The sequence below is a fragment of the Bradyrhizobium sp. IC4059 genome, assembly GCF_020193615.1.
GTDB lineage: Bacteria > Pseudomonadota > Alphaproteobacteria > Rhizobiales > Xanthobacteraceae > Bradyrhizobium > Bradyrhizobium yuanmingense.
Genome location: NZ_JADYVH010000006.1, coordinates 57,735 through 81,234, shown reverse-complemented (window position 1 = coordinate 81,234; position 23,500 = coordinate 57,735). Strand labels below are relative to the sequence as shown.

The window sequence follows — 23,500 nt, the reverse complement described above, 5'->3', positions numbered from 1 at the left end:
CCCTACTGTCCCAACATCTCGGCAAGCCGCACCAGCTCCGCCTCGAGATCGCGCTCCACATCCACGGCCCGAATGTCGAGCACGCGATAATCCCGCGCCTCCAGCCACGCCCGCCGCGACGCGCGATCGGCTACAATCGCCTCCCCCTCGCCCGGGTTCACCAGCTCGATCGCGATCCGGTGCGGGAATGAGACGAAGTCGGGGATGTGGCGCCCCACGGGAGTCTGCCGCTTGAACCCACCTGCGAAGCGGCGATCACGCGTCAGCGCCTGCCAGAGCAGGCGTTCGGCGTCGGTCGGGTTGCGGCGGAGCAGGCGGGCAAGGCCCCGCACGGTCGAGCCGCTGTCCGGCACGCCGCCGCCCTGCCCGTGCTCGGCCAGCAGCGCGCGCAGGCGCGTGGCTTGCTCGCCGTCGAGCACGCCGCCCTTGGCCGGACCCTTGCGCCCCTCGGCGATCGCCATGATCACGCCGTGCAGCGTGTGCATGTCCTGCTTGGTCGGCTCCATCCGGGTGAAGATGTTGCGCAGGTTCACCAGCATGGTGTCGCGCTTCTCGGCCGGGCGCAGGAACTCGACCTTGTCGAGCTCGCGCACGAGATTGTCGAAGAAGGCCTGCATCTGGTGCTGCGAGGCGCGCTCGGATCTTTCAGGCATGGCGTGCGGCAACGCGCCCGACGTCGCACGCTTGAACCACTCATAGCCGACCAGCAGCACGGCCTGGGCGAGGTTGAGCGAGGCAAAGCCCGGATTGACCGGGAAGGTGATGATGCGGTTGGAGAGCCCGACCTCCTCGTTGGTCAGACCCCAGCGCTCGCGGCCGAACAGGATGCCGGCCCTGCCGCCCGTCGCGACGTGCCCCGCGATCTCGGCGGCAGCCGCCTCCGGCCCCACCACGGGCTTGGCCTGGTCGTGGGGGCGTGCGGTGGTGGCGAACAGGAGGTCGAGATCGGCAACCGCCTGCTCGACCGTGTCGAACAGCTGCGCCTTCTCCAGGATATGGTCCGCACCGGCCGCGGCGCGCTGGGCCGCGATGTTGGGCCAGCCGTCCCGGGGATTGACGATGCGCATCCGGTCGAGGGCGAAGTTGCCCATGGCGCGCGCGGCCATGCCGATATTCTCGCCGAGCTGCGGCTCGACCAGGATCACGATGGGACCGTCGAGGGAAAGGCCGGCCTTGCTTTTGTCAGTCCCCGACATCTCTCTTTGCTTTCACACTGTCTCTCAAGGCCTTGGCGAGGCCGTTCTTAGGAATCGATTCAAGTCGGCGACCGGCCGGCTCGGGCGCTGCCCGCCTGTCGTTTGCCTGTCCTGACAAAATTCTCAAGGGAAATAACGGGTTGGATTCGACTTTTGAGTCTCGCCTGGAACGTGCCCCGAAGGTCTGGCCGAGGGCCGGCCGGCCGCTTCCCGCCTGCGCAAGCTGGATGAGCTAAAAGTGCATAATCCCTTGGCTTTCGCCCGCTGCTATCAGGTGCTAAGAGGCGGCGGATATTCCCGTGGCGCGCCGAAAGCGCCGTTCCCAAGAGGCTTCCCCGATCATGGCAAAAATCAAGGTATCCAATCCCGTCGTCGAGCTCGATGGCGACGAGATGACCCGGATCATCTGGCAGTACATCAAGGACAAGCTGATCACCCCGTTCCTCGATGTCGAGCTGCTCTATTTCGACCTGGGCATGGAATACCGCGACCACACCAACGATCAGGTGACGATCGACGCCGCCGAGGCGATCAAGAAGGTCGGCGTCGGCGTCAAATGCGCCACCATCACCCCGGATGAAGCCCGGGTGAAGGAGTTCAATCTCAAGCAGATGTGGAAGTCGCCGAACGGCACCATCCGCAACATCCTCGGCGGCGTGATCTTCCGCGAGCCGATCATCTGCAAGAACGTGCCGCGCCTGGTTCCCGGCTGGACCAAGCCGATCATCATCGGCCGCCACGCCTATGGCGACCAGTACCGCGCCACCGACATCAAGTTCCCCGGCAAGGGCACCCTCTCGCTGAAGTTCGTCGGCGAGGACGGCACCGTGATCGAGAAGGAAGTGTTCAAGGCGCCCGGCGCCGGCGTCGCGATGGAGATGTACAATCTCGACGATTCCATCATCGACTTCGCCCGCGCCTCCTTCAATTACGGCCTGCTGCGCAATTACCCGGTGTACCTGTCGACCAAGAACACGATCCTCAAGGTCTATGACGGGCGCTTCAAGGACATCTTCCAGGACATCTTCGACCGCGAGTTCAAGAAGGAGTTCGACGCCAAGGGCCTGACCTACGAGCACCGCCTGATCGACGACATGGTGGCCTCGGCGCTGAAATGGTCCGGCGGCTATGTCTGGGCCTGTAAGAACTACGACGGCGACGTGCAGTCCGACACGGTCGCGCAGGGCTACGGCTCGCTCGGCCTGATGACCTCGGTGCTGCTCACCCCCGACGGCAAGACCGTCGAGGCGGAAGCTGCCCACGGCACAGTGACCCGCCACTACCGCGAGCACCAGAAGGGCAAGGAGACCTCGACCAACTCGATCGCGTCGATCTTCGCCTGGACGAGAGGCCTGTCGCACCGCGCCAAGCTCGACAACAACCCCGAGCTCGCCAAGTTCGCGGCCACGCTGGAGAAGGTCTGTGTCGACACCGTCGAGGCCGGCTATATGACCAAGGACCTTGCGCTGCTGGTCGGCGCCGACCAGCGCTGGCTCTCGACCACCGGCTTCCTCGACAAGGTCGCCGAGAACCTCACGAAAGAGCTGGCGGCGTAAGCTGTCCGCAATTTCGCCCGACCGGGCCAGACATGATCAAGGGCCGCGCCAAAGCGCGGCCCTTTTTCAATTCTGTGGCCCTCGCGCGGAGATGCGACCATGCCGATCACACTATGCCGGGCCGAACTGGGAGCTCGCCGACGGCAGCGCGGTGACGGGTAAAGCCGCCGGCAATGCGCCGGGCGCGACCGCAGCCGACATTCCCTGGCTGAAACTGAACGTCACCTCGCATCGCGGCAGCGGCACACTCACGCCCGTGACCACGGTCCAGCGCATCAACACCCATGGCGGCAAGCTCGACGGTGCCTGCGACAACAAGGCCGGCGAGTTCAGGAGCGCGCCCTACTCCGCCGACTACGTGTTCCTGAAGAGGGCTGAGCGCTCGCCAGTCCGGTAGACATTGAGCTAAGCGCCCGCCATCGCTTTTTCGATCGCGCTCAGGGCCTCGGAGGCCTTGGCGCCATCGGGCCCGCCGGCCTGGGCCATGTCGGGCCGGCCGCCGCCGCCCTTACCGCCGAGCGCCTCGGAGGCGATGCGGACCAGATTGACCGCGTTGAAGCGCGCGGTGAGGTCCTGCGTGACGCCGACCACAATTCCGGCCTTGCCGTCCCCGGTGACGCCGACGATGGCGACGACGCCCGAGCCGATCTGCTTCTTGCCGTCGTCGGCGAGGCTCTTGAGATCCTTCATCTCGATGCCTTCGACCGCACGCGCCATCAGCTTGACGCCGCCGGCCTCGCGCACGCCCGACGCTGCGCCGTTATTGCCGGCGGCAGCGCCGCCGCCCATCGCCAGCTTCTTGCGGGTATCGGAGAGTTCGCGCTCGAGCTTCTTGCGCTCCTCCATCAGCGCTGAGATGCGCGCCGGCACGTCGTCGAGCGAGGTGCGCAGCTCGTTCGCCGCAATCTTCGCCAGCGCCATGGTGTCGTTGGCATGTTTTCGCGCGTAGTTGCCCGTCAGCGCCTCGATGCGGCGCACGCCCGAGGCGACCGCGCTCTCGCTCGTGACCGTGATCAGGCCGATATCGCCGGTGCGCTTCACATGGGTGCCGCCGCAGAGCTCGACGGACCAGCCGAGCGCGTTGGCGCCGCGCTCGCGCGCGGTCCTGCCCATCGAGACGACGCGGACCTCGTCGCCATATTTCTCGCCGAACAGCGCGCGCGCCCCGGCCTCGCGGGCCTCGTCGACGCCCATGACGCGCGTGGTGACCTCGTCGTTCTCCAGCACCACGTCGTTGGCGATGTCCTCGACCCGGGCGAGCTCCTCGGCCGTGATCGGCTTCGGATGCACGAAGTCGAAGCGCAGCCGATCCGGCGCGACCATCGAGCCGCGCTGGGCGATGTGATCGCCGAGCACCTGGCGCAGCGCCTCGTGGATAATGTGAGTCGCCGAGTGATGGGCGCGGATGGTCGAGCGGCGTGCGTGATCCACCTCGAGCTGCAGCGCCGTGCCGAGCTTCACTTCGCCACTCTCGACCGTGCCGATATGGACGAAGAGATCGCCGAGCTTCTTCTGCGTATCGGTGACGCGAACCTTGATGCCGCCCTCGCCCGAGAGCACGCCGGTGTCGCCGACCTGGCCGCCCGACTCCGCATAGAACGGCGTCTGGTTCAGCACGATCGCACCCGTCTCGCCGGCCTTGAGGCTCGTGACCTCGGCGCCGTCCTTGACCAGCGCCGAGACCACGCCTTCGGCGCTCTCGGTCTCGTAGCCCAGGAATTCGGTCGCCCCGAGCTTCTCGCGCAGCGGGAACCAGATCGCTTCCGACGCCGCCTCACCCGAGCCCTTCCAGGACTCGCGCGCCTTGGCCTTCTGGCGCTCCATCGCGTCGGTGAACGCCGCCTGGTCGACGCCGATGCCGCGCGACTTCAGCGCGTCCTGCGTCAGGTCGAGCGGGAAGCCGTAGGTGTCGTAGAGCGTGAAGGCGACGTCGCCGTCGAACATGTCGCCCTTCTTTAAGGACGCGCTCTTCTCGTCGAGGATGGCCAAGCCGCGCGAGAGAGTCTTGCGGAAGCGGGTCTCTTCCAGCCGCAGCGTTTCCTCGATCAGTTTTTCCGCGCGCATCAATTCCGGATAGGCCTGGCCCATCTCGCGCACCAGCGCCCAGACCAGCCGGTGCATCAGCGGCTCCTTGGCACCCAAGAGCTGCGCATGGCGCATCGCCCGGCGCATGATCCGGCGCAGCACATAGCCGCGGCCCTCGTTCGAGGGCAGCACGCCGTCGGAGACCAGGAAGGCGGACGAGCGCAAGTGATCGGCGATGACGCGGAACGAGCCGACGTTCTGCTCGTTCGGTCCGCTGCCGAGCGCGGACGAGGTCGCGTCGATCAGGTTCTTGAACAGGTCGGTCTCGAACACGCTCTCGACGCCCTGGAGGATGCAGGCCATGCGCTCCAGGCCCATGCCGGTGTCGATCGAGGGACGCGGCAGATTAACGCGCTCCTCCTTCGTCACCTGCTCGTATTGCATGAACACGAGATTCCAGAATTCGAGGAAGCGGTCGCCGTCCTCTTCCGGCGATCCCGGAGGACCGCCCCAGATGTGCTCGCCGCGGTCGATGAAGATCTCCGAGCACGGGCCGCACGGCCCGGTGTCGCCCATCGCCCAGAAATTGTCCGAGGTCGGGATGCGGATGATGCGGTCGTCGGAGAAGCCGGCTATCTTCTTCCACAGGCCGGCCGCCTCGTCGTCGGTGTGGTAGACGGTGACGAGCAGCTTGTCCTTCTTCAGCCCGAACTCGCTCGTGATCAGCTTCCAGGCGAGCTCGATCGCGCGCTCCTTGAAGTAATCGCCGAACGAGAAATTGCCGAGCATCTCGAAGAAAGTGAGATGGCGCGCGGTGTAGCCGACATTGTCGAGGTCGTTGTGCTTGCCGCCGGCGCGCACGCATTTCTGCGAGGTGGTGGCGCGCTGATAGGGCCGCTTCTCGACGCCGGTGAAGACGTTCTTGAACTGCACCATGCCGGCATTGGTGAACATCAACGTCGGGTCGTTGCGCGGCACGAGTGGCGAGGACGGCACGATCTCGTGGCCGTTCTCGGCAAAGAAGTTCAGAAAGGTCGACCTGATCTCGTTGACGCCGCTCATGTTCATCCAATCGGGTATGCTTGGGCCCGCTTTTCGCGGTCCAAACCGGACCGTTAAGGCTGATATCTGCGGGCCAAAGCGCTTTTAGACAAGGCCAGCTTCGCTGTCCAGAAACTGTGCAGAGAGATCAGAGGGTTGCCGCAGCCGCGCAATCCGGTTGAAAGGCGCGAGTGTCGCGTTGACAGGCTTGGCTCCGCTGTGGTCTCTACCCATCTGTATCGTACGGCCACGTCGGGAGAGACCGGCTTTAGGCAGCCGGCGCCGAAGGAGCAACCGCCCCGGAAACTCTCAGGCAAAAGGACCGCGTGGCTTTGACAGCATCTGGAAAGAGGCGCCGACGGGTGTAGGCCCGGACAGCGTCCGCCGACGGGATAATACTCTCAGGCACAGCGACAGATGGGGCTTCGACTGGTGTCCATCGGGGAATCCTCCCCGGGGAACCGCCGAGGGCCCTCAAGATGCTAGCGCACGACCAAGACACCCTGAAACGCACCCCCCTCTACGACCTCCACGTGTCCCTGGGCGGCAAGATGGTGCCGTTCGCGGGCTATGACATGCCCGTGCAGTACCCCGCGGGCGTCTTGAAGGAGCACCTCCATACCCGCACCAAAGCGGGCCTGTTCGACGTCTCCCACATGGGCCAGCTCGCGCTCCGGCCGAAATCCGGCAATGTGGAGGACGCCGCCCGCGCGCTGGAGCGGCTGGTGCCGCAGGATATCGTGGCGATCGCCGCAGGGCGGCAGCGCTACGCCCAGTTCACCAATGACGACGGCGGCATTCTCGACGACCTGATGGTCGCCAATTTCGGCGATCACCTGTTCCTGGTCGTCAACGCCGCCTGCAAAGCCCAGGACGAGGCGCATCTGCGCGCGAACCTGTCCGACGCCTGCGTGATCGAGCAGCTTGCCGACCGCGCGCTGATCGCGTTGCAGGGCCCGAAGGCGGAAGCGGCGCTGGCGAAATTCTGTGCAGAGGTATCAGGCATGAAGTTCATGGACGCCGGCCCGCACGAGGTTGCCGGCATCAAGTGCTTCGTCTCGCGCTCCGGCTACACCGGCGAGGACGGCTTCGAGATCTCGGTTCCAGCAGGCGATGCCGAACGCCTCGCAAAGATGCTGCTGGAAAATCCCGACGTGCTGCCGATCGGCCTCGGGGCCCGCGACAGCCTGCGGCTGGAAGCCGGGCTCTGCCTGTACGGTCACGACATCGACGCCACGACCACGCCGGCCGAGGCCGCGCTGGAATGGTCGGTGCAGAAGAGCCGCCGCAGCGGCGGTGCACGCGCCGGCGGCTTTCCCGGCGCTGCGAAGATCCTCGCCCATTTCGATGGCGGCGCATCCCGCCGCCGCGTCGGCTTGCGCGCCGAAGGCCGCGCGCCGGTGCGCGAGGGCGCGCTGCTGTTTGCGAATGACGCGGGCGGCGAGCCGATCGGACAAGTCACCTCGGGCGGCTTCGGCCCGAGCCTGAATGCGCCGGTTGCGATGGGCTACGTGCCCACGAATCTGAGCGCGCTTGGCACAAAACTCTTCGCCGAGGTGCGCGGCCAGCGACTGCCCTTGCAGGTCGCCGCCATGCCCTTCGTCAAGAACACCTACAAACGCTGAGGATTCGAAATGACCACGACGCTGTACACCTCTGATCACGAATGGCTGGCGATCGACGGCGATGTCGCCACCGTCGGCATCACCGATTACGCGCAGCAGCAGCTCGGCGACGTCGTGTTCGTCGAGCTGCCCAAGGTCGGCCGCGCGCTGAAGAAGGCCGAAGCCGCCGCGGTCGTCGAATCCGTCAAGGCGGCCTCCGACGTCTACGCGCCGATCTCTGGCGAAGTGCTCGAGACCAACGCCGAGCTCGCATCCGAGCCGGCGCTGGTGAACTCGGACGCGCAAGGCAAGGCCTGGTTCTTCAAGATCAAGATTGCCGACAGAAGCGAGCTCGGCGGCCTCATGGATGAAGCCGCCTACAACGCGCATACGGCGTGAGATGAAGCGAAGTCTAACCTCATGCTCAGTGTCATCACCCGCGAAGGCGGACGATCCAGTACGCCGCGGCTTCTCGGCTCAAGCCGCGCTGCTGGAGAGTACTGGATGCCCCGCCTTCGCAGGGCATGACACTGACAGCGAAATCTGAAGCGAGGACCCAATGATGACCGCGCACCGCAAGTCCAACGGCGACACCGCCACCTCCTTCGTCCGCCGCCACATCGGCCCATCGGCGCGCGATGTCACCGCCATGCTCGAGACAGTCGGCGCCAAGAGCGTCGATGCGCTGATCGCGGAGACCTTGCCGGCCTCGATCCGGCAGGCCGCCCCGCCCGATCTGGGCAAGCCCTTGAGCGAGACCGAGGCGATCGCGCACATGACCGAGCTTGCGCGTCAAAACCAGGTCTTCACCTCGCTGATCGGCCAAGGCTATTCCGGCACGGTCCTGCCCGCGGTGATCCAGCGCAACATCCTGGAGAACCCGGCCTGGTACACGGCCTACACGCCCTATCAGCCCGAGATCAGCCAGGGCCGGCTGGAGGCGCTGCTCAACTTCCAGACCATGATCTGCGACCTCACCGGGCTCGACGTCGCCAACGCCTCCCTGCTCGATGAAGCCACCGCCGCCGCCGAAGCCATGGCGCTGGCCGAGCGCCACTCGCAGGTGAAGGCAAAGGCCTTCTTCGTCGACAAGGACGTGCACCCGCAGACGTTAGCCGTAATGCGCACCCGCGCCGAGCCGCTCGGCTGGACTCTGGTCGTCGGCGATCCCCTCACCGATCTCGACAAGGCCGACGTGCTCGGCGCGCTGCTGCAATATCCGGGCTCTTCCGGTGCGTTGCGCGACCTCAGGCCCGCCATCGCGGCGCTGAAGGCCAAGGGCGCGCTCGCGATTCTTGCCGCCGATTTGCTGGCGCTGACGCTGCTCGCCTCGCCCGGCGAACTGGGCGCCGACATCGCGATCGGCTCGGCCCAGCGCTTCGGCGTGCCGATGGGCTATGGCGGACCGCACGCGGCCTATATGGCGGTGCGCGATGCGCTGAAGCGTTCGCTGCCCGGCCGCATCGTCGGCCTGTCCGTCGATTCCCGCGGTGCGCCGGCCTATCGCCTCGCGCTGCAGACCCGCGAGCAGCACATCCGCCGCGAGAAGGCGACATCCAACATCTGCACCGCGCAGGTGCTGCTCGCCGTGATCGCCTCGATGTACGCGGTCTATCACGGCCCCGAGGGCCTCACGCAGATCGCGCGCAACGTCCACCGCCGCACCGCCGTGCTCGCGACCGGCCTGCGCAAGCTCGGCTTCGCGCCGCAATCGGACAGCTTCTTCGACACGCTGAGCGTCGATGCCGGCGGCAAGCGCGCCGAGATCGTCGCGCGGGCAGCAAGCGAGAAGATCAATCTCGGCGTCAGCGATACGGCTCTTCGCATCGCGCTCGACGAGACCACGACGCCTGCGACGATTGAAGCGGTCTGGCGCGCCTTCGGCGGCAAGCTTGCCTATGCCGAGATCGACGCCGAGACGCGCGAGGCGCTGCCGGACGAATTGAAGCGCGCTACGGCCTTCCTGACCCATCCCGTCTTCCATGCGCATCGCTCGGAAACCGAGATGCTGCGCTACATGCGCAAGCTCAGTGATCGCGACCTCGCGCTCGACCGCGCCATGATCCCGCTTGGATCCTGCACCATGAAGCTGAACGCGACCACCGAGATGATGCCGCTGACCTGGCCGGAATTCGGCTCGCTGCATCCGTTCGCCCCGCGCGAGCAAGCTCAAGGCTATCACGCGCTGTTCGCACGCCTGGAGAAATGGCTCTGCGATATCACCGGCTATGACGCGATCTCGCTGCAGCCGAACTCGGGCGCGCAGGGCGAATATGCCGGGCTGCTCGCGATCCGCGGCTATCATGCCGCGCGCGGACAGAGCCATCGCAAGATCTGCCTGATCCCCTCCTCCGCCCACGGCACCAATCCGGCCTCGGCCGCGATGGTCGGCATGGACGTGGTGGTGGTGTCTTGCGAGAAGAACGGCGACGTCGACGTCAATGATCTCCGCGCCAAGGCGGAGAAGCACGCGAACGACCTCGCAGCTGTCATGATCACCTATCCCTCGACCCACGGCGTGTTCGAGGAGCATATCCGCGAGATCTGCGACATCGTGCACGGCCATGGCGGCCAGGTGTATCTCGACGGCGCCAACCTCAATGCGCAGGTCGGCCTCAGCAGGCCCGGCGACTACGGCGCCGATGTCAGCCACCTCAACCTGCACAAGACCTTCTGCATCCCGCATGGCGGCGGCGGCCCCGGCATGGGCCCGATCGGCGTCAAGGCGCATCTCGCCCCGTTCCTGCCCGGCCATCCCTCCACCAAGGCAGACGCGCCGGTCGGCCCGGTCTCGGCCGCGCCGTTCGGTTCGGCGTCGATCCTCACCATCTCCTACATCTACATCCTGATGATGGGCGGCGAGGGCCTGAAGCGCGCCACCGAGATCGCGATCCTCAACGCCAATTACATCGCAGCGCGCCTCGATCCGCATTTCCCGGTGCTCTACAAGAACGCGAAGGGCCGCGTCGCGCATGAGTGCATCGTCGATCCCCGTCCGCTGAAAACGACGAGCGGCGTCACCGTCGACGACATCGCAAAGCGCCTGATCGACTACGGCTTCCACGCCCCGACCATGAGCTTCCCGGTCCCGGGCACACTGATGATCGAGCCGACCGAATCGGAATCCAAGGCCGAGCTGGATCGTTTTTGCGACGCCATGATCGCGATCCGGAAGGAGATCGCCGAGGTCGAGGCCGGCCGCTTTGAGATCGCAGCCTCGCCCTTGCGCCACGCCCCGCACACCGTGCACGACATCGCCGACGACGATTGGAAGCGCGCCTACACCCGCAGCGAGGGGTGTTTCCCCGACGGCGTCTCGCGCACCGACAAATATTGGTGCCCCGTCGGCCGCGTCGACAACGTCTATGGCGACCGCAATCTGGTGTGCTCCTGCCCGCCGGTGAGCGATTACGCAGAAGCTGCGGAGTAGGATGTGTAGGGTGGGTTAGCCTCGCGGCTGCGCAAAGCGCAGTCCGCGACGCGTAACCCACCACTTCTGCGTCCGCTGAACCGAACGGTGGTGGATTACGCCTTCGGCCCTACGGCACTGCGTGCGCCGCTAGGGCGCAATCAACAACCGGCGCTCGCCATCCCACCGCCAAAGCCGTTCATTGGTGAGCAGCGTGCCGCCCCACCAACGTCGAATCGGATTGTGGCGACGGAAATTTTCGCGGCCCTCCAGAACCGCTTTGCCAAATTCGGTCAGCGACAACCGGCTCCGACGATAGGCGGCGTTGCGACCTCGCGCATCGTGCGGGGCGAGCGTCGCGAGTTTCGGATCGAGACCTGCGACCGCCGGCATCGGGCCCGACGCAAGCCCTTCGAGCAACGGACCCAGCTCCCACTGGTCGAACACGCGCGTTTCGAGCAGCCCGCCCGGCTGAAACAGTTCTTTTGTACGGTTGTGCCCCTTGCAATCAGCTCGATAAGCCGCGCCTCCGTCGCGCCCAATCCGGTGATTGGTGACGGCAGTTCAGCTAGCAACGCTTCCAGAGCCGGCTTCAGGAAAGGTAGCCTGGGTAAATCCCTTGTCAGCAACCCGAAGCAAAGTTCAGGCGTCGGCGCCCGATACGCCTCCCAGGCCATGTTGGCTATCTCGAAGTCGCACTCTGCGATCTCCGATTCCCGCACCGTACGATCGCGAAGTTGCGGGCCGTCCGCTTCGCGCAGATCGAAATTGACCCGTCGCAGTCTCAGACAATGGGTGATCGATGGATGGGACCGCAAATAGTCCAGGATCCAGATCAGTTGCAATTGACTGTTAGGCTCAGGGTCGAACCACAGCTCGATGAACTCGACGCCATAGGTCTCGCAAAACCAAACCAGGCCAGTCTCCTTGTGTGCGAGACCGGTCTGAGGCAACCGGCCAACAAGATCGGACCACCGCACCTCCGGATCGCCCCTGTAATAGCCTCCCGTAAGATAGTCCTCGAGGTGGTGCGACGTAGGCAACGGCCCCCAAACGAACCGAAAGATCAACGGGACGACCATGTCAGCACGACCGGCATAGGTGAGACCAACGCCGGACGAACTAGTCAGAATCACACGCTTCATCGTCGACGCGCCCTCACGCAACACGAAACGGGCACCGAAGACGTCGGCAACTCAACGTCCTCAGTGCCCGCTCCTCGCGAAAAATTTTCGCGTTAGGTCTTACTCGTCCGCCGGCTCCTCGCCGTCGGCGTCGCGCTCCGGCGTGCCGGCGAGAATCTGCTCGGCGATCAGGCCGGAATTCTGGCGGATCGCGGTCTCGATCTTGGCGGTGATGTCGGGGTTGCCCTTCAGAAACGCCTTGGCGTTCTCGCGGCCCTGGCCGAGGCGCTGGCTGTCATAGGAGAACCAGGCGCCGGACTTCTCGACGATGCCGGCCTTGACGCCGAGATCGAGGATCTCGCCCATCTTGGAGACGCCCTCGCCGTACATGATGTCGAACTCGACCTGCTTGAACGGCGGGGCCAGCTTGTTCTTGACCACCTTGACGCGCGTGGTGTTGCCGACCACCTCGTCGCGCTCCTTGATCGCGCCGATGCGGCGGATGTCGAGGCGGACGGAGGCGTAGAATTTCAGCGCATTGCCGCCGGTGGTGGTTTCCGGCGAGCCGTACATCACACCGATCTTCATGCGGATCTGGTTGATGAAGATCACCATCGTGTTGGATTTGTTGATGGAGGCCGTGAGCTTGCGCAGCGCCTGGCTCATCAACCGTGCTTGAAGTCCCGGCAGCGCATCGCCCATCTCGCCCTCGAGCTCGGCCTTCGGCACCAGCGCCGCCACCGAATCGACCACGAGAACATCGACCGCGCCCGAGCGCACCAGGGTGTCGCAGATCTCCAGCGCCTGCTCGCCGGTGTCGGGCTGCGAGATCAGGAGCTCGTCGATGTTGACGCCGAGCTTGCGGGCATAGACCGGATCGAGCGCGTGCTCGGCATCGATGAAGGCGCAGATGCCACCCTTCTTCTGCGCTTCCGCCACCGTATGCAGCGCCAGCGTGGTCTTGCCGGACGATTCCGGCCCGTAGATCTCGACGATGCGCCCCTTGGGCAGGCCGCCGATGCCGAGCGCGATATCGAGCCCGAGCGAGCCGGAGGACACCGCCTCGATGTCCATGGAGCGGTCGTTCTTGCCGAGCTTCATCACAGAGCCCTTGCCGAACTGGCGCTCGATCTGAGAGAGCGCGGCAGCCAGAGCTTTACTCTTGTCCATGGAGGATCCTTCGACGATACGCAGGGCAGTTGCGGACATTGGGTCGTGCTCCTTATGGCGAGGATTCGCGTGAGGGACAAACGGTTGCGAGGCAGCTCGGCGATAAAAGCAATGTACCCCATTTGTTCTACGTTCGCAATATGTTCTTTTGCGGATTTTGTCTTTCTGACTGGACCAGGAGACAACGGAGCTGGTCGAACCGGCCATGCTGGATCGTCACGCCGTCCGCACTGCGTGCACAACTGAACAGACGCGGATCCACTTCTGGATCCTAATGCATCATCACCGCGCGGACCCTGGCCACTATCGGTGATGAGAACGCTGACCTCGCGCTCCCGCCTCCTCGCACGGAAAGAGCGCGCCATGTTGAAGCGACGACGTTTCAAGCAGCAACTGACCCTTCAGGACCGGCTGTCGGCATGGGTGAAGCAGGTCCGCGAGCAGGCGTCCAAGCTACCTCCCGGGCCGGAGCGGGACGCGCTGCTCAAGAAGGCGCGCCAGGCCGACGTTGCCAATCATCTGAACGATTGGGTCAAATCGCCGGGGCTGCAGCCGCCGGAATAGCCGCCTACGCCGGGTTCCTCGAAGCGACCATGACCGGGATCAACGACGCGCGACTGGGCGCCGTCATGTTTCCGTAATCCTACGGCACCGAACCTTTTCGCGGTCTCGGGCCTTCTGTGGGGATGGGACCGCAACTTTTGGGGATCTCTGGTCATGACGAACAACGACACGCAGCACGATACGCTGAGGCGAAAGCCGCTGCTGGACGCCGCCCACGAGGAGATGGTGAAGTTCGAGCGCAAGGAAAACGAGTTCCGCAAGAAGGACCGCGAAGAGCGCGCCGCCGAGCTCCGTCTGCCGCTGAACGAGATCAAGGTTCATTAGGCACTGCCAGGACCGCCGTCCGGAGCGGGCCAGGCCCGCCCGCGATGCGGCACTCCGCTCTGTTCCTTGGCCGGAACCTCCGATCGGCATCGCCGGTCGGGGCGCCGCAACCGCGGATGCAGTAGGTAGCTGAATACTACCAGCAACCCATTGGCGAAGCGATGAAATCGCCAGGACCCCTACTGTGCATGGGGTTGTTTTGCCACTTTTGAGAGGCAAGGCGGGCCGGCGCCGTCGATGGGACGGCCCAGCACGTCAGTTCCGTCTGCAGCAGCGCCTGCTAGAGCACCGCCAGCAGAACCAGACCTATCACCAGCACGACGAAGCCAGCCGCCGTCGCGGCGGCGAATGACCGCTCTACGTTATCCATATGATGCCACCCCGTTTCCGGCGCGCCACGTTTCCCCCATGGCTGCGCCGAACGGATAAAATCTTGCCGACGGGTGTGTCCGCAGTGGTGCGGACGGATGTCGAAATTGGGACCGGTACGGGGCCAGTCTGCGGCCTCGCGCGCCTGCTTTCGTCAGCCAGCCGGCTAGCTCGCCCGGCTACCGGCCGGCGCGGGGCTCCCGCTCCTCCTGGGTCAGGCGCAGCGAGAAGGCGCGGATCGCGGGCGCCGCCAGCAGCACGACCGGCAGCATCGCAGCCCATGCGATCAGCCAGGACGCCATCCAGTGCCGCACGAAGAGCATCGGGCTGCCGGCGGGAAAGCTGGCGATCCCCGCCGCGATCAGCGAGGTCAGCCCGGACTGGATGATGCCGAAGACGAAATGCGAGTAGCGGCGGGGAATGCCGAGCATGAGGCGCCCATGGTTGCTTGCCCGTGATCGGCAAGCAAGGCACATGCCGTTAACCTAAAGCGGATCCGGCGCCGCAGGTTGGAACCGCGGCCTGCCGAACGCATCGCGTCCGGGCTCCAGGAACTTTGTTCATGGTCGGAGAACCACGGAGGCCGTGGGCGACATTTTGCTTTCTGCGGAATATTGCGACGACCGACATGTTTGCAGGCATGAGGGTGAATCGTGGGAGGTGACCATGAATCACAGGGGCGTCGAGTTCACCATCGCCAAGACGGCGATTCCCGGAATCTGGCAATGGCAGTTTCGCATCGGCGACCGGATCAAGACCGAGACCCGGATCGACCTGCTGGCGATCCGGCGCGTGCAGCTGCGCATCGACCGGGAGCTGAAGGCGATCGGGCGAAAGACGGCCTGAACCGTTTCGACCTCATGCGCCAAAGCGCGCCATAGCCAGCGTCAGTCCGCGCTGGGCAGCCGACGCATGGTGAACTCGATATCGCCGCCGGGCAATTCGCGCCAAGTCTCGACCTCGCTCATATAGCCGGCCTTGGGATAGCGGGCAAAGAAGGCCTGCGCCCGCTCCCGCGCCGCCGCCCGCGGCAGCGTGAAGGTCTCGCGCAGATAGCCATCGCCGGCGGACTGGCCGGGCTTGCCGGCCGCCTTGCGCCGACGCGCCATCCGCTCGGCGAGATCCCGCGGACGATCGGCCATGTCCTGCCCTCCTTGACGCACTACGCTCAGCCAAATGTAGGGCGCGGGCCGGATCAAGAGGAGTCCTTCCGAGGAGCATTGTGCCTCCCCGGAACGGGTCAGTTGGCGGCCGTCCCGCTCTTGGCCTTCTTCGGCGCACTGGTCGCGGCCGACGCCTTCGGCGCCGCCGGCTGCTTCGGCTGTTCGGCGCGCATGCCGCCCCAGGGATCGCTGGACGCCTTGGTATCCGGAATCTTCTTCAGCGTTTCCTTGTAGGCCTTCTCACGTTCGGCCTCGATGGCTTTCTCCTCCGGCGACTTGCTCGGGGCATCCTGCATCAAATTGATGTTGGGCATTTGCGCGTAGGCAGGTCCCGCCAGCACGGCCAGCACCGCGGCCAAACGGAAAAGCTTCATCATCCACTCCTTAAGTCTTTCATGAGGCGCGGATCGCCCCGCGCCGTGTCATCCTCGTCAGCCCGGTCACGACCCGGTGGCAGCTAGTGCCGATCCGATCGGCATGATTTGGGCGCCTGCAGCCAATCGTCCCAGATCGGACCGCATTTGGTGCACCCGCTCAGCGCGAGACCGAGCAGGCCCATGCAAAAGACGAGGACACAGCGACGCAACATATCCGCCCCTACCCAAGCCAGGCATCATATCGGGCCAAGTCAGGCATTTTCAAGCCGAGGCGGCCGGCGCGAGACCGGGTGACTTTGCCTCGCCGATGCGCGCACAATGCGGTGAAACATCCGGCAACACAGGAGAGCGCGACAGCCATGCAAATGCAGCCAGAAGCCGAGTTCGGCCCCGCCGACGCCAGTCGCATCCTCGGCGAGGTCTTTGCGCCCTGGGTCCAGGATCTCAACCTCGCGGTCGAGCGCATCGAGCATGTACAGCCCGCGGACGACCCGGACTGGCAGCCCGGCGCGCTGCTGCGCATGCCGTTTTCGGAGCGGCTGTGCCGCAATGGCGGCGTGGTCTGCGGCCAGGCCCTGATGGCGCTCGCCGATACCGCAATGGTGATCGCGATCCTCGCGGCCAATCGCGGCTACCGTCCCATGACCACGGTCGATCAGACCACGCATTTCATGCGCGCGATCTCCTCGTCCGACGTGCTGGCGGATGCACGCGTGGTGCGGCTCGGGCGCACCATGAGCTTTGGCCGCGTCACGCTGCTCTCGGCCGCCGACGGCAAGCCGACCGCGATGGTGTCGAGCGCGTTCGCGATGCTGCCGGGGTGAACGCGCGCTGAAAACGAGAGAGCCGCGCGGAGCGCAAGGCTCGACGCGGCTCTCGATGGAAATCGGGTCGGGACAGCAAGCGCGATCGCGCTTGCCGTCATTGCGCCGGCAATGTCACTTGCCGAGGATCTCGTCGGCCGCGGTGACGACGCTGACGGTCGGATTCTTTCCGCAATAGGCGCCGAACTTCTTGGCATTCTCGATGAAGATGTCGGTGTCGATGATCGCGTTGTCCTCGTCGCCCTTGTACCAGCCGTCCATCCAGGTCAGCACGACGCCGATGTTGTCCTCGCCGCTCTCGAGGAACTGCTTGCAGGTCATGGTCGAGAGGTCCCACTTGACGGCGTGGGCGGGTATCGAGGCCAGCGAGAGCGCTGCGGCGAACAAAATCGAAAGCGAAGTCTTCATCAATATCTCCATCGGCGTGTCACGCCATAAAGGAAAGGCACCTGGGTAGGCTCTTTGGGTAGGCTCTTTGGGCAGGTTCGCACGAGCGGCTCGCCGCTCTAACGTCGTAAACAAAGTCTGAAACGCCGTGCAAGTAGCGCCAGTATTGAGTTTAGTTCAACGTAATTTCTATGCACTACTTCATACTCAGCGGCAGGACTGATGCATGATTGAGAAGCGCACATCGCAACGTCACCGTGTTTTCAAGGGCGGAAAGATCACGTTCGAAAACAGCGGCATTCCTTGCACGGTGCGAAACATGTCGGCGGGCGGCGCGGCGATCGACCTCGACACTCCCGTCATGTTGCCGCAATCGGTCACGCTCTCGATCGCCTGTGACCATTTCGTACGGCATTGTCGCACAGTTTGGCGCAGCGACAAGCGCGTCGGCCTCGCTTTCGTGCAATAGCGGGCGCGATGTGAACGAAGGTTCGCATCGCGTGCACACCACCATCATGACTGGCTCGCAATCACGCGCGTAACACCCGCGAGCGATGATGAGCCCCGCAACGTCGATCGACTCGACGCGGTCATTGGGCGGGCACTGCGCCTGCGCTGAGGCGGCCCTCAGCGCCAGCACGGCGGCGTGATGACCAGAATCCGCATTACCGCAATTCCCCACCTCTGGGGTACAAGCCAGCCCCCAATCGCGGAATAGCGATGTCCGGGTTCCGGGACCTCAGCAAATCTTGATCGGCCTGGACTTCGTCCGATCGCATTCGTGCCTATCTGTCGGCCCGCAGGGGACCTTTCACGGATGTTGTGGATCATTGCTCATGCGGCGCTGCTCATTGGCGCGCTTGCGCTCGGTGCCTGCGGCTTTGCCGACAGCCGCGCACCGGTGCCGGAATTCATGCGCATGAAGGAGCCCGAGCAGCCGCCGGAAGCGCCGCCCGACGTCAAGCGCGTGGTGCGCGAGCAGATCGACGTCGTCTTTCTCGCAACGTCCTATCCGCGCGAGGTTCACGTCGCCCCGCCGCATCGTGAGCTGCGAGGACCGGGCTGGACCGCGTGCGTCCGCGCGCAGCTCACCTCGGCGACCGGTACGTCGCTCGGCGCCCAGACCTACATCGTGACGATCAACGACGGCAGGGTCGTGGACCGCCGGCGCGCCGACGCCGACGACATCTGCGGCACGGAGACTTACGAGCCGATCTAGGAACCCGCCCCTGACGACAGGTTCCGGGAAAAACCTGTAGATGACCCGGAACGATCACCGCCTCCCCTTCTTGTTACCGCCGAGGGCAGTTTCGAGGAGGACATGATGAGGACGTTGACTATTGCGCTGCTGGCAGGCGTGGGGGCCTTGGCCGCCGCCTCGGGGGCCAAGGCTTCCGATATCTATACGACCAGCGAATACACCAATCCGGATCTCGTGCAGCAGGTGCGACTCGTCTGCGACGAGGATGGTCGCTGCTATCGCACGCGCGGCGGGTCGCGCGTGATCGTGCGCGATTCCTACAATTACATGCCGCGCGACCGCTACTATGAGCGCCGGAGCTATCATCGCCACTACGATGACGGCCCGCGCGCCGGCGTCGGCATTCGCGCGCCCGGCGTCAGCGTCGGCGTCGGTAGCTGGTGAGCGATGAAGGCTTAATGGTCGGAGACCGGGCGAGACTATTCGCCCGGTCCCGTGACCTCAGGTTTCGAGTGGATCGGCCGGCGTGATGTAGCGCGTCGATGACGGCAGCTGAGCGATGAAGCGGGCGAGCACCATGCCGGCGCACATCGCCACGACAAAGATGACGGCGGAGAGCGAGCCAAATCCGAGCGCGGTCAGCGCCGGCCCCGGGCAAAAGCCTACCAGCCCCCAGCCGATGCCGAAGATCGCCGGACCTGCGACGATCCTGGGATCGATGTCTCGCCGCGTCGGCAAATAGAAACGATCAGCGAAGAATGGACGCGGAAGCTTGAGAACGCGGCTGAAGCCGACGAAGGTCACGGCCACCGCGCCCGCCATCACGAAGGCGAGGCTTGCATCCCATGTCCCTGCCTGAATGCCGGCGACGTCCAGGAAGTTCAGCACCTTTGCGGGGTTCGACATGCCGGAGACGATGAGGCCGAGGCCGAAGATCAGCCCAATCGCGAATTGAACCAGGATTGCCATCGCCGTCAGTTCCAGTGCCGCATCAAGAACACGGTCGCCATGCCGGCGGCCATGAAGGTGATGGTCGCAACCAGCGAGCGCACCGACAGCCGCGACAGGCCGCAAACGCCGTGGCCCGAGGTGCAGCCGCTGCCCCACACCGAACCGAAACCCGTGAGCAATCCGCCGATGATCAGGAGGGCCGGCCCCGCCGCGATCGTCTGCTCCGGCAGACCTCCGGTGACGAGCCGGACCAGCACGGGCGCAGCAGCAAGACCGGCGACGAAGGCAAGGCGCCCAGCGAGTTCGCTGTCCTCATAGGGCGGAAACAGCCGCGCCGCGATGCCGCTGACGCCGGCGATCCGACCCGTTGCCCACATCAGCAGAACGGCCGCGAGGCCAATCATCGCACCGCCAACGAGCGACGCGATCGGCGTAAAAGACGTCGTGACCATGACCTCTCCTGAGCGAGAGCGCCCTTGCGTAGGGCGCAAATACCATGGCCGCGCTATCCCAGCATCTCGGAAAGATGCGCGCATTGAGCTTGGTCAAACCAAAGCGTGACGGCCAAACGATATACTACAACATCGCGAGCCCGAAAGTCCGCGCAGTGCTGGAGATTCTTTGCCGGCTCTTCTGCGCCGGCAAGTCGGACTCTCGCCTTCGCAAAACGCGGGGAGCACTGCCATGACCGACGACACCTTCATCGAGGGACCTCTCTACGAGAAACGGAAGAAGGTCTATCCGCAGTCGGTCCATGGTCCTTTCCGCCGCATCAAATGGGCGATCCTGTGCGTCACGCTCGGAACCTATTACCTGCTGCCGTTCGTGCGCTGGAATCGCGGACCCGGCCTGCCCGACCAGGCCGTGCTGATCGACTTCCCGCATCGGCGCTTTTACTTCTTCTTCATCGAGCTGTGGCCGCAGGAGGTCTATTATTTCACCGGCCTCCTCATCATCGCGGCGATGATTCTGTTCCTGATGAACGCGGTCGCGGGGCGGCTGTGGTGCGGCTACATGTGCCCGCAGACGGTGTGGACCGACCTGTTCTATGCGGTCGAGCGTTGGGTCGAGGGCGACCGGCGCGAGCGCATGCAGGGCGACAAGCGCTACTGGACGTTCGACCATCTTCGCAAGGTCGCGCTCAAGCACTTCCTCTGGATCATGATCGCCTGGTGGACCGGCGGCGCCTGGGTGCTCTACTTTTCCGACGCGCCGACGCTGGTGAAGGAGCTCGCGACCTTCCAGGCCCCGTTCATCGCCTATCTCTGGATCGGCATCCTCACCGCCACGACCTATGTCTTTGCCGGTCACGCCCGGGAGCAGATGTGCATCTACATGTGCCCGTGGCCGCGGATCCAGGCGGCGCTGACCGACGAATGGGCGCTCAACGTCACCTATCGGCGTGACCGCGGCGAGCCGCGCATGTCGGTGAAGAAGGCGGATGCCGCGCGCGCCCATGGCGATCCCGCCGGCGATTGCGTCGACTGCCATCAGTGCATCAATGTCTGCCCGACCGGCGTCGACATCCGTCGCGGCATCCAGCTCGGCTGCATCCAGTGCGGCCTGTGCATCGACGCCTGCGACAACATCATGCGCGAGATCGGCCGGCCCCAGGGCCTGATCGGCTACGACACCGACATCAACATGCAGCGCCGACGCGAGGGCAAGCCGCCGATCTACCGCATCATCCGTCCGCGCACGCTGATCTATGCCGCGGCCATCGCCATTGTGGGCAGCATCATGCTGTACACTCTCGCCACTCGCGCGACGATGGACGTCAACGTGCTGCACGAGCGCAATCCCCTCTTCGTCCAGCTTTCGGACGGCGGCGTGCGCAACGACTACACCGTGCGTATCCTCAACAAGAGTGCACAGCGATCGTTTGCGCTCGAAGTCTCCGGTCTGCCGGGCGCGACCATTCGCGTCGCCGGCATCGAGGCGGAACCTAGCGGCAAGCCCATCATCGAGGTCGGGCAGGATCAGACCCGCGAGGTCAGGCTGTCGGTACAGGTCGGGCCCAGCGACCTGCCGAAGACCTCCCGCGACATCGAGATCACCATCACCGATACCGCCAGCGGCGGCCGCGCGAGCACCCGCGATCATTTCGTGCCGGGAGACTAGCCACGATTCCTCAGGGTCACCCCCGGCCCGATGCTGAATGGAATGTTAACACTACCGCTCGAATTGCAGCGGCGTGCCAACGGTATTTTCCAATCTTTGCGCTAAGCATGGCCGGTGGCATCGGGCCCCAGCTCGTGTGAACGGGGACGACGGGACGTGGTCGACATCGCGCATCAGGCTGCGATCAATCCGGCATCGGCAAGGGATGCCGCGATGGCGCGCGCGCCTGTTCCGCTTGCGGCCGTCGACACCGGCCAATGGCGCGCGCTGGCGCAGCGGGCGATCGAGCCGAACGGATATTACCTGCCCGCCTGGGAGCTCGCCGTCAGCGCAACTGCGCGCGGTCGCACGGATGCCTCGGCACTGTCCGCATTTGACGGCACTTCGGCCCGGCTGATCGGCCTGATGCCGGTGGTCTCACTCTGGCGCGCCCTGAAGATCCCCCTGCCCGCCCTGGTGAGCGCGCATCCCTATGGCACGCTGTGCAGCCCGCTGCTCGACCGCGACGCTCCGCTCGAAGCCGCTGCGCGTCTGCTGCAGCAGGCGCGCGAGGCCGGCGCGCATGCGCTCGTGCTGACCGACGTCGCGCTCGATGGCGCAGCCATGGCATCACTCAACCAGGTGCTGAAGCGCGACGGCCTGAAGCCGAGAATCCTCAGCTCCTACATCCGCGCCAGCCTCGATGCGTCGCAGGATGGCGACACGCTGTTGCGCGAGGCGCTCGGCGCCAAGAAGCTCAAGGAGCTGCGGCGCCAGCGTCACCGTCTCGAGGAGCACGGCCCCGTCGTGTTCGAGATCGCGCGCAGCTCCGACCAGATCGGACGTGCGCTCGAAACCTTTCTGCAGCTCGAAGCGAGCGGCTGGAAGGGCAAGCGGGGCACCGCGCTGGTCCAGCATCCGGGCGACGCGACCTTCATTCGCCGCGCCGTGCCGGCGCTGGCAGAGACCGCGCAGTGCGAGATCGTCACCCTTCGCGCCGGCGCGACGCCGATTGCCGCCGGCATCGTGTTGCGCCATCAGGATCGTGCCTTCTTCTTCAAGCTCGGGATCGACGAGCGCTTTGCAAAATATTCGCCGGGCGTGCAGCTCACGCTCGACCTCACCCGCCATCTCTGCGCCGACCCCGCCGTCGCCAGCGCGGACTCGACGGCGAATGCCGATCACCCCATGATCAACCCGATCTGGCGCGGACGCCTCGCCATCGGCGATGTGCTGATCCCGCTGCGGCGGCACGACCCGGTCGTGGCGCTCATTCACGGCGCGCTGGTCGGCCTCAACGCCGCGCACGAGGCCGCGCGCGGCGTGGTTCGCCGGCTCCGAAAATAAAAAGCTACTCCGCCGCCTGCGCGTTGATCTCCTCGGAGACCTGTCGGATGGCGCGGGCAAGCAGGTTCGGATCCTGCGCGCCGGAGACGGCGTACTTCTGCGCAAAGACGTAGGTCGGCACGCCGGAGATGCCCTTGTCGGCGGCTTCCTGCGCATCTGCCGAGACGCGCGCGACGTCCTCGTCGGTGGCGAGGCGCTTGCGCACGTCGTCGGCATCGAGGCCGATGTCGGCGGCCGCCTGCACCAGCACGTTCACATCGGTGAGATCGCCGCCATCGCGGAAGTACAGCTCCATCAGGCGCTGCTTCATCTCAGGCGCCTTGCCGATCGCTTCCGCCCAGAGGATCAGGCGGTGGCAGTCAGTCGTGTTGGGCTGGCGCGCCACGAGCTCCGGCTTGTAGACGAGCCCCTCCTCGCTCGCGGCCGCGACGACGCGTCCCGCAATGCCCTTATAGGCTTCGACCGAGCCGAACTTCTGGGTGAGATAGGCCTCGCGGCTGATGCCCTCGCGCGGCACCCAGGGATTGAGGAAGAAGGGACGGAAATTGAGCTTGACCGGAACGTCAGGCACCAGCGCCAGCGCGCTCTCGATGCGATGCTTGCCGATATAGCACCAGGGGCAGACCACATCAGAGACGACGTCGATCTGGAGCGGTTTCAGCGTGCTCATGTCAGGCGCCTCCTTCGGGCACTTCGAGGGTCCGCCCGAACATAGGCCGAACCGGAGGCGGCGCAAGGCACCCGTCCTGCATGGCTCACGACTTCACC

General features: G+C 65.2%; 25 protein-coding genes, 1 pseudogene and 1 riboswitch. Of the genes and pseudogenes, 15 read left to right on the top strand and 11 right to left on the bottom strand.

Annotation, left to right across the window (positions count from 1 at the left end; genetic code table 11):
• Nucleotides 1-2 precede the first annotated feature (2 nt).
• Nucleotides 3-1,196, bottom strand: coding sequence for a TrmJ/YjtD family RNA methyltransferase (locus I6F12_RS19585; RefSeq protein ID WP_225157046.1), 1,194 nt, complete (start codon nt 1,194-1,196; stop codon nt 3-5).
• A gap of 341 nt (nt 1,197-1,537) precedes the next feature.
• On the opposite strand from I6F12_RS19585, the gene I6F12_RS19580 reads away from it, so the two are divergent.
• Both I6F12_RS19580 and I6F12_RS37340 read left to right on the top strand, forming a co-directional pair.
• The gene (locus I6F12_RS19580) at nt 1,538-2,752 is read left to right on the top strand and encodes an NADP-dependent isocitrate dehydrogenase (protein ID WP_225114235.1); all 1,215 of its coding nucleotides are present in this window, start codon (nt 1,538-1,540) and stop codon (nt 2,750-2,752) included.
• Nucleotides 2,658-3,149: a DUF3455 domain-containing protein gene (locus I6F12_RS37340; RefSeq protein ID WP_275970182.1), complete on the top strand. Its 492-nt coding sequence runs from the start codon at nt 2,658-2,660 to the stop codon at nt 3,147-3,149. The genes I6F12_RS19580 and I6F12_RS37340 overlap by 95 nt, the downstream gene beginning before the upstream one ends.
• 8 nt (nt 3,150-3,157) lie before the next feature.
• Here I6F12_RS37340 and alaS read toward each other — a convergent pair whose 3' ends face one another.
• Nucleotides 3,158-5,839 (bottom strand): alanine--tRNA ligase, encoded by a 2,682-nt coding sequence (gene alaS, locus I6F12_RS19570; RefSeq protein ID WP_225157045.1) that lies wholly within the window; start codon nt 5,837-5,839, stop codon nt 3,158-3,160.
• Nucleotides 5,840-6,061: 222 nt separating this feature from the next.
• Nucleotides 6,062-6,152: riboswitch (glycine riboswitch) on the top strand.
• A 145-nt stretch (nt 6,153-6,297) separates the two neighbouring features.
• Here alaS and gcvT point away from each other — a divergent pair.
• From gcvT to gcvP, 3 genes are all read left to right on the top strand, one after another.
• Nucleotides 6,298-7,443 (top strand): glycine cleavage system aminomethyltransferase GcvT, encoded by a 1,146-nt coding sequence (gene gcvT / locus I6F12_RS19565; RefSeq protein ID WP_225157044.1) that lies wholly within the window; start codon nt 6,298-6,300, stop codon nt 7,441-7,443.
• Between the two features lie 9 nt (nt 7,444-7,452).
• Entirely contained in the window at nt 7,453-7,821 is a 369-nt protein-coding gene (gene gcvH, locus I6F12_RS19560; RefSeq protein WP_225157043.1) for a glycine cleavage system protein GcvH, read from the top strand.
• A 163-nt stretch (nt 7,822-7,984) separates the two neighbouring features.
• Entirely contained in the window at nt 7,985-10,852 is a 2,868-nt protein-coding gene (gene gcvP / locus I6F12_RS19555; protein WP_225157194.1) for an aminomethyl-transferring glycine dehydrogenase, read from the top strand.
• A gap of 129 nt (nt 10,853-10,981) precedes the next feature.
• Here the strand turns inward: gcvP and I6F12_RS37490 are convergent, their stop codons facing one another.
• Together I6F12_RS37490 and recA are read right to left on the bottom strand one after the other, a co-directional pair.
• Entirely contained in the window at nt 10,982-11,278 is a 297-nt protein-coding gene (locus tag I6F12_RS37490) for a hypothetical protein (protein ID WP_345944172.1), read from the bottom strand.
• Between the two features lie 797 nt (nt 11,279-12,075).
• Nucleotides 12,076-13,164: a recombinase RecA gene (recA, locus tag I6F12_RS19545; protein WP_027577058.1), complete on the bottom strand. Its 1,089-nt coding sequence runs from the start codon at nt 13,162-13,164 to the stop codon at nt 12,076-12,078.
• Between the two features lie 324 nt (nt 13,165-13,488).
• On the opposite strand from recA, the gene I6F12_RS19540 reads away from it, so the two are divergent.
• Both I6F12_RS19540 and I6F12_RS19535 read left to right on the top strand, forming a co-directional pair.
• Complete coding sequence (locus I6F12_RS19540) at nt 13,489-13,689, top strand: hypothetical protein (protein WP_036043863.1); 201 nt, start codon at nt 13,489-13,491, stop codon at nt 13,687-13,689.
• Nucleotides 13,690-13,842: 153 nt separating this feature from the next.
• Nucleotides 13,843-14,013, top strand: a complete 171-nt coding sequence (locus I6F12_RS19535) for a hypothetical protein (RefSeq protein WP_225114240.1) — start codon at nt 13,843-13,845, stop codon at nt 14,011-14,013.
• 548 nt (nt 14,014-14,561) lie between these two features.
• Here I6F12_RS19535 and I6F12_RS19530 read toward each other — a convergent pair.
• Entirely contained in the window at nt 14,562-14,813 is a 252-nt protein-coding gene (locus tag I6F12_RS19530; protein WP_225157042.1) for a DUF2798 domain-containing protein, read from the bottom strand.
• Nucleotides 14,814-15,048: 235 nt separating this feature from the next.
• Here I6F12_RS19530 and I6F12_RS19525 point away from each other — a divergent pair, with 235 nt between their 5' ends.
• The gene (locus tag I6F12_RS19525; protein WP_225157041.1) at nt 15,049-15,228 is read left to right on the top strand and encodes a hypothetical protein; all 180 of its coding nucleotides are present in this window, start codon (nt 15,049-15,051) and stop codon (nt 15,226-15,228) included.
• A gap of 41 nt (nt 15,229-15,269) precedes the next feature.
• Here the strand turns inward: I6F12_RS19525 and I6F12_RS19520 are convergent, their stop codons facing one another.
• Complete coding sequence (locus tag I6F12_RS19520; RefSeq protein WP_036013009.1) at nt 15,270-15,524, bottom strand: hypothetical protein; 255 nt, start codon at nt 15,522-15,524, stop codon at nt 15,270-15,272.
• Between the two features lie 98 nt (nt 15,525-15,622).
• Nucleotides 15,623-15,919, bottom strand: a complete 297-nt coding sequence (locus I6F12_RS19515; protein ID WP_036013030.1) for a hypothetical protein — start codon at nt 15,917-15,919, stop codon at nt 15,623-15,625.
• 362 nt (nt 15,920-16,281) lie between these two features.
• Here I6F12_RS19515 and I6F12_RS19510 point away from each other — a divergent pair, with 362 nt between their 5' ends.
• Nucleotides 16,282-16,746 carry a PaaI family thioesterase gene (locus I6F12_RS19510; RefSeq protein ID WP_225157040.1) on the top strand — a complete coding sequence of 155 codons (465 nt, stop codon included), beginning with the start codon at nt 16,282-16,284 and terminating at the stop codon, nt 16,744-16,746.
• Nucleotides 16,747-16,860: 114 nt separating this feature from the next.
• Here the strand turns inward: I6F12_RS19510 and I6F12_RS19505 are convergent, their stop codons facing one another.
• Nucleotides 16,861-17,154 carry an HdeA family protein gene (locus I6F12_RS19505; protein WP_225157039.1) on the bottom strand — a complete coding sequence of 98 codons (294 nt, stop codon included), beginning with the start codon at nt 17,152-17,154 and terminating at the stop codon, nt 16,861-16,863.
• A gap of 205 nt (nt 17,155-17,359) precedes the next feature.
• On the opposite strand from I6F12_RS19505, the gene I6F12_RS19500 reads away from it, so the two are divergent.
• From I6F12_RS19500 to I6F12_RS19490, 3 genes are all read left to right on the top strand, one after another.
• Nucleotides 17,360-17,602: a PilZ domain-containing protein gene (locus tag I6F12_RS19500; RefSeq protein ID WP_036013011.1), complete on the top strand. Its 243-nt coding sequence runs from the start codon at nt 17,360-17,362 to the stop codon at nt 17,600-17,602.
• 348 nt (nt 17,603-17,950) lie between these two features.
• Nucleotides 17,951-18,352 (top strand): hypothetical protein, encoded by a 402-nt coding sequence (locus I6F12_RS19495; protein ID WP_036013013.1) that lies wholly within the window; start codon nt 17,951-17,953, stop codon nt 18,350-18,352.
• A 102-nt stretch (nt 18,353-18,454) separates the two neighbouring features.
• A complete protein-coding gene (locus tag I6F12_RS19490; protein ID WP_036013014.1) occupies nt 18,455-18,778 on the top strand; it encodes a hypothetical protein in 324 nt (107 codons plus the stop codon).
• Between the two features lie 57 nt (nt 18,779-18,835).
• On the opposite strand, the gene I6F12_RS19485 is transcribed toward I6F12_RS19490, so the two are convergent.
• On the bottom strand, nt 18,836-19,303 hold the full coding sequence (locus I6F12_RS19485; protein ID WP_036013015.1) for a DUF6691 family protein: 468 nt from the start codon (nt 19,301-19,303) through the stop codon (nt 18,836-18,838).
• A gap of 5 nt (nt 19,304-19,308) precedes the next feature.
• Nucleotides 19,309-19,737 carry a YeeE/YedE family protein gene (locus I6F12_RS19480; RefSeq protein ID WP_036013017.1) on the bottom strand — a complete coding sequence of 143 codons (429 nt, stop codon included), beginning with the start codon at nt 19,735-19,737 and terminating at the stop codon, nt 19,309-19,311.
• Between the two features lie 47 nt (nt 19,738-19,784).
• Here I6F12_RS19480 and I6F12_RS19475 point away from each other — a divergent pair.
• The 3 genes and pseudogenes from I6F12_RS19475 to I6F12_RS19465 form a co-directional block, all read left to right on the top strand.
• A pseudogene (locus tag I6F12_RS19475) lies at nt 19,785-19,973 on the top strand (hypothetical protein); the annotation flags it as partial.
• Nucleotides 19,970-21,406, top strand: a complete 1,437-nt coding sequence (gene ccoG / locus I6F12_RS19470; protein WP_225157038.1) for a cytochrome c oxidase accessory protein CcoG — start codon at nt 19,970-19,972, stop codon at nt 21,404-21,406. The pseudogene I6F12_RS19475 and the gene ccoG, both read left to right, overlap by 4 nt.
• Nucleotides 21,407-21,562: 156 nt before the next feature.
• A complete protein-coding gene (locus I6F12_RS19465) occupies nt 21,563-22,732 on the top strand; it encodes a GNAT family N-acetyltransferase (protein ID WP_225157037.1) in 1,170 nt (389 codons plus the stop codon).
• Nucleotides 22,733-22,736: 4 nt separating this feature from the next.
• Here I6F12_RS19465 and I6F12_RS19460 read toward each other — a convergent pair whose 3' ends face one another.
• Complete coding sequence (locus tag I6F12_RS19460; RefSeq protein ID WP_036043828.1) at nt 22,737-23,402, bottom strand: DsbA family oxidoreductase; 666 nt, start codon at nt 23,400-23,402, stop codon at nt 22,737-22,739.
• Between the last annotated feature and the right edge of the window lie 98 nt (nt 23,403-23,500).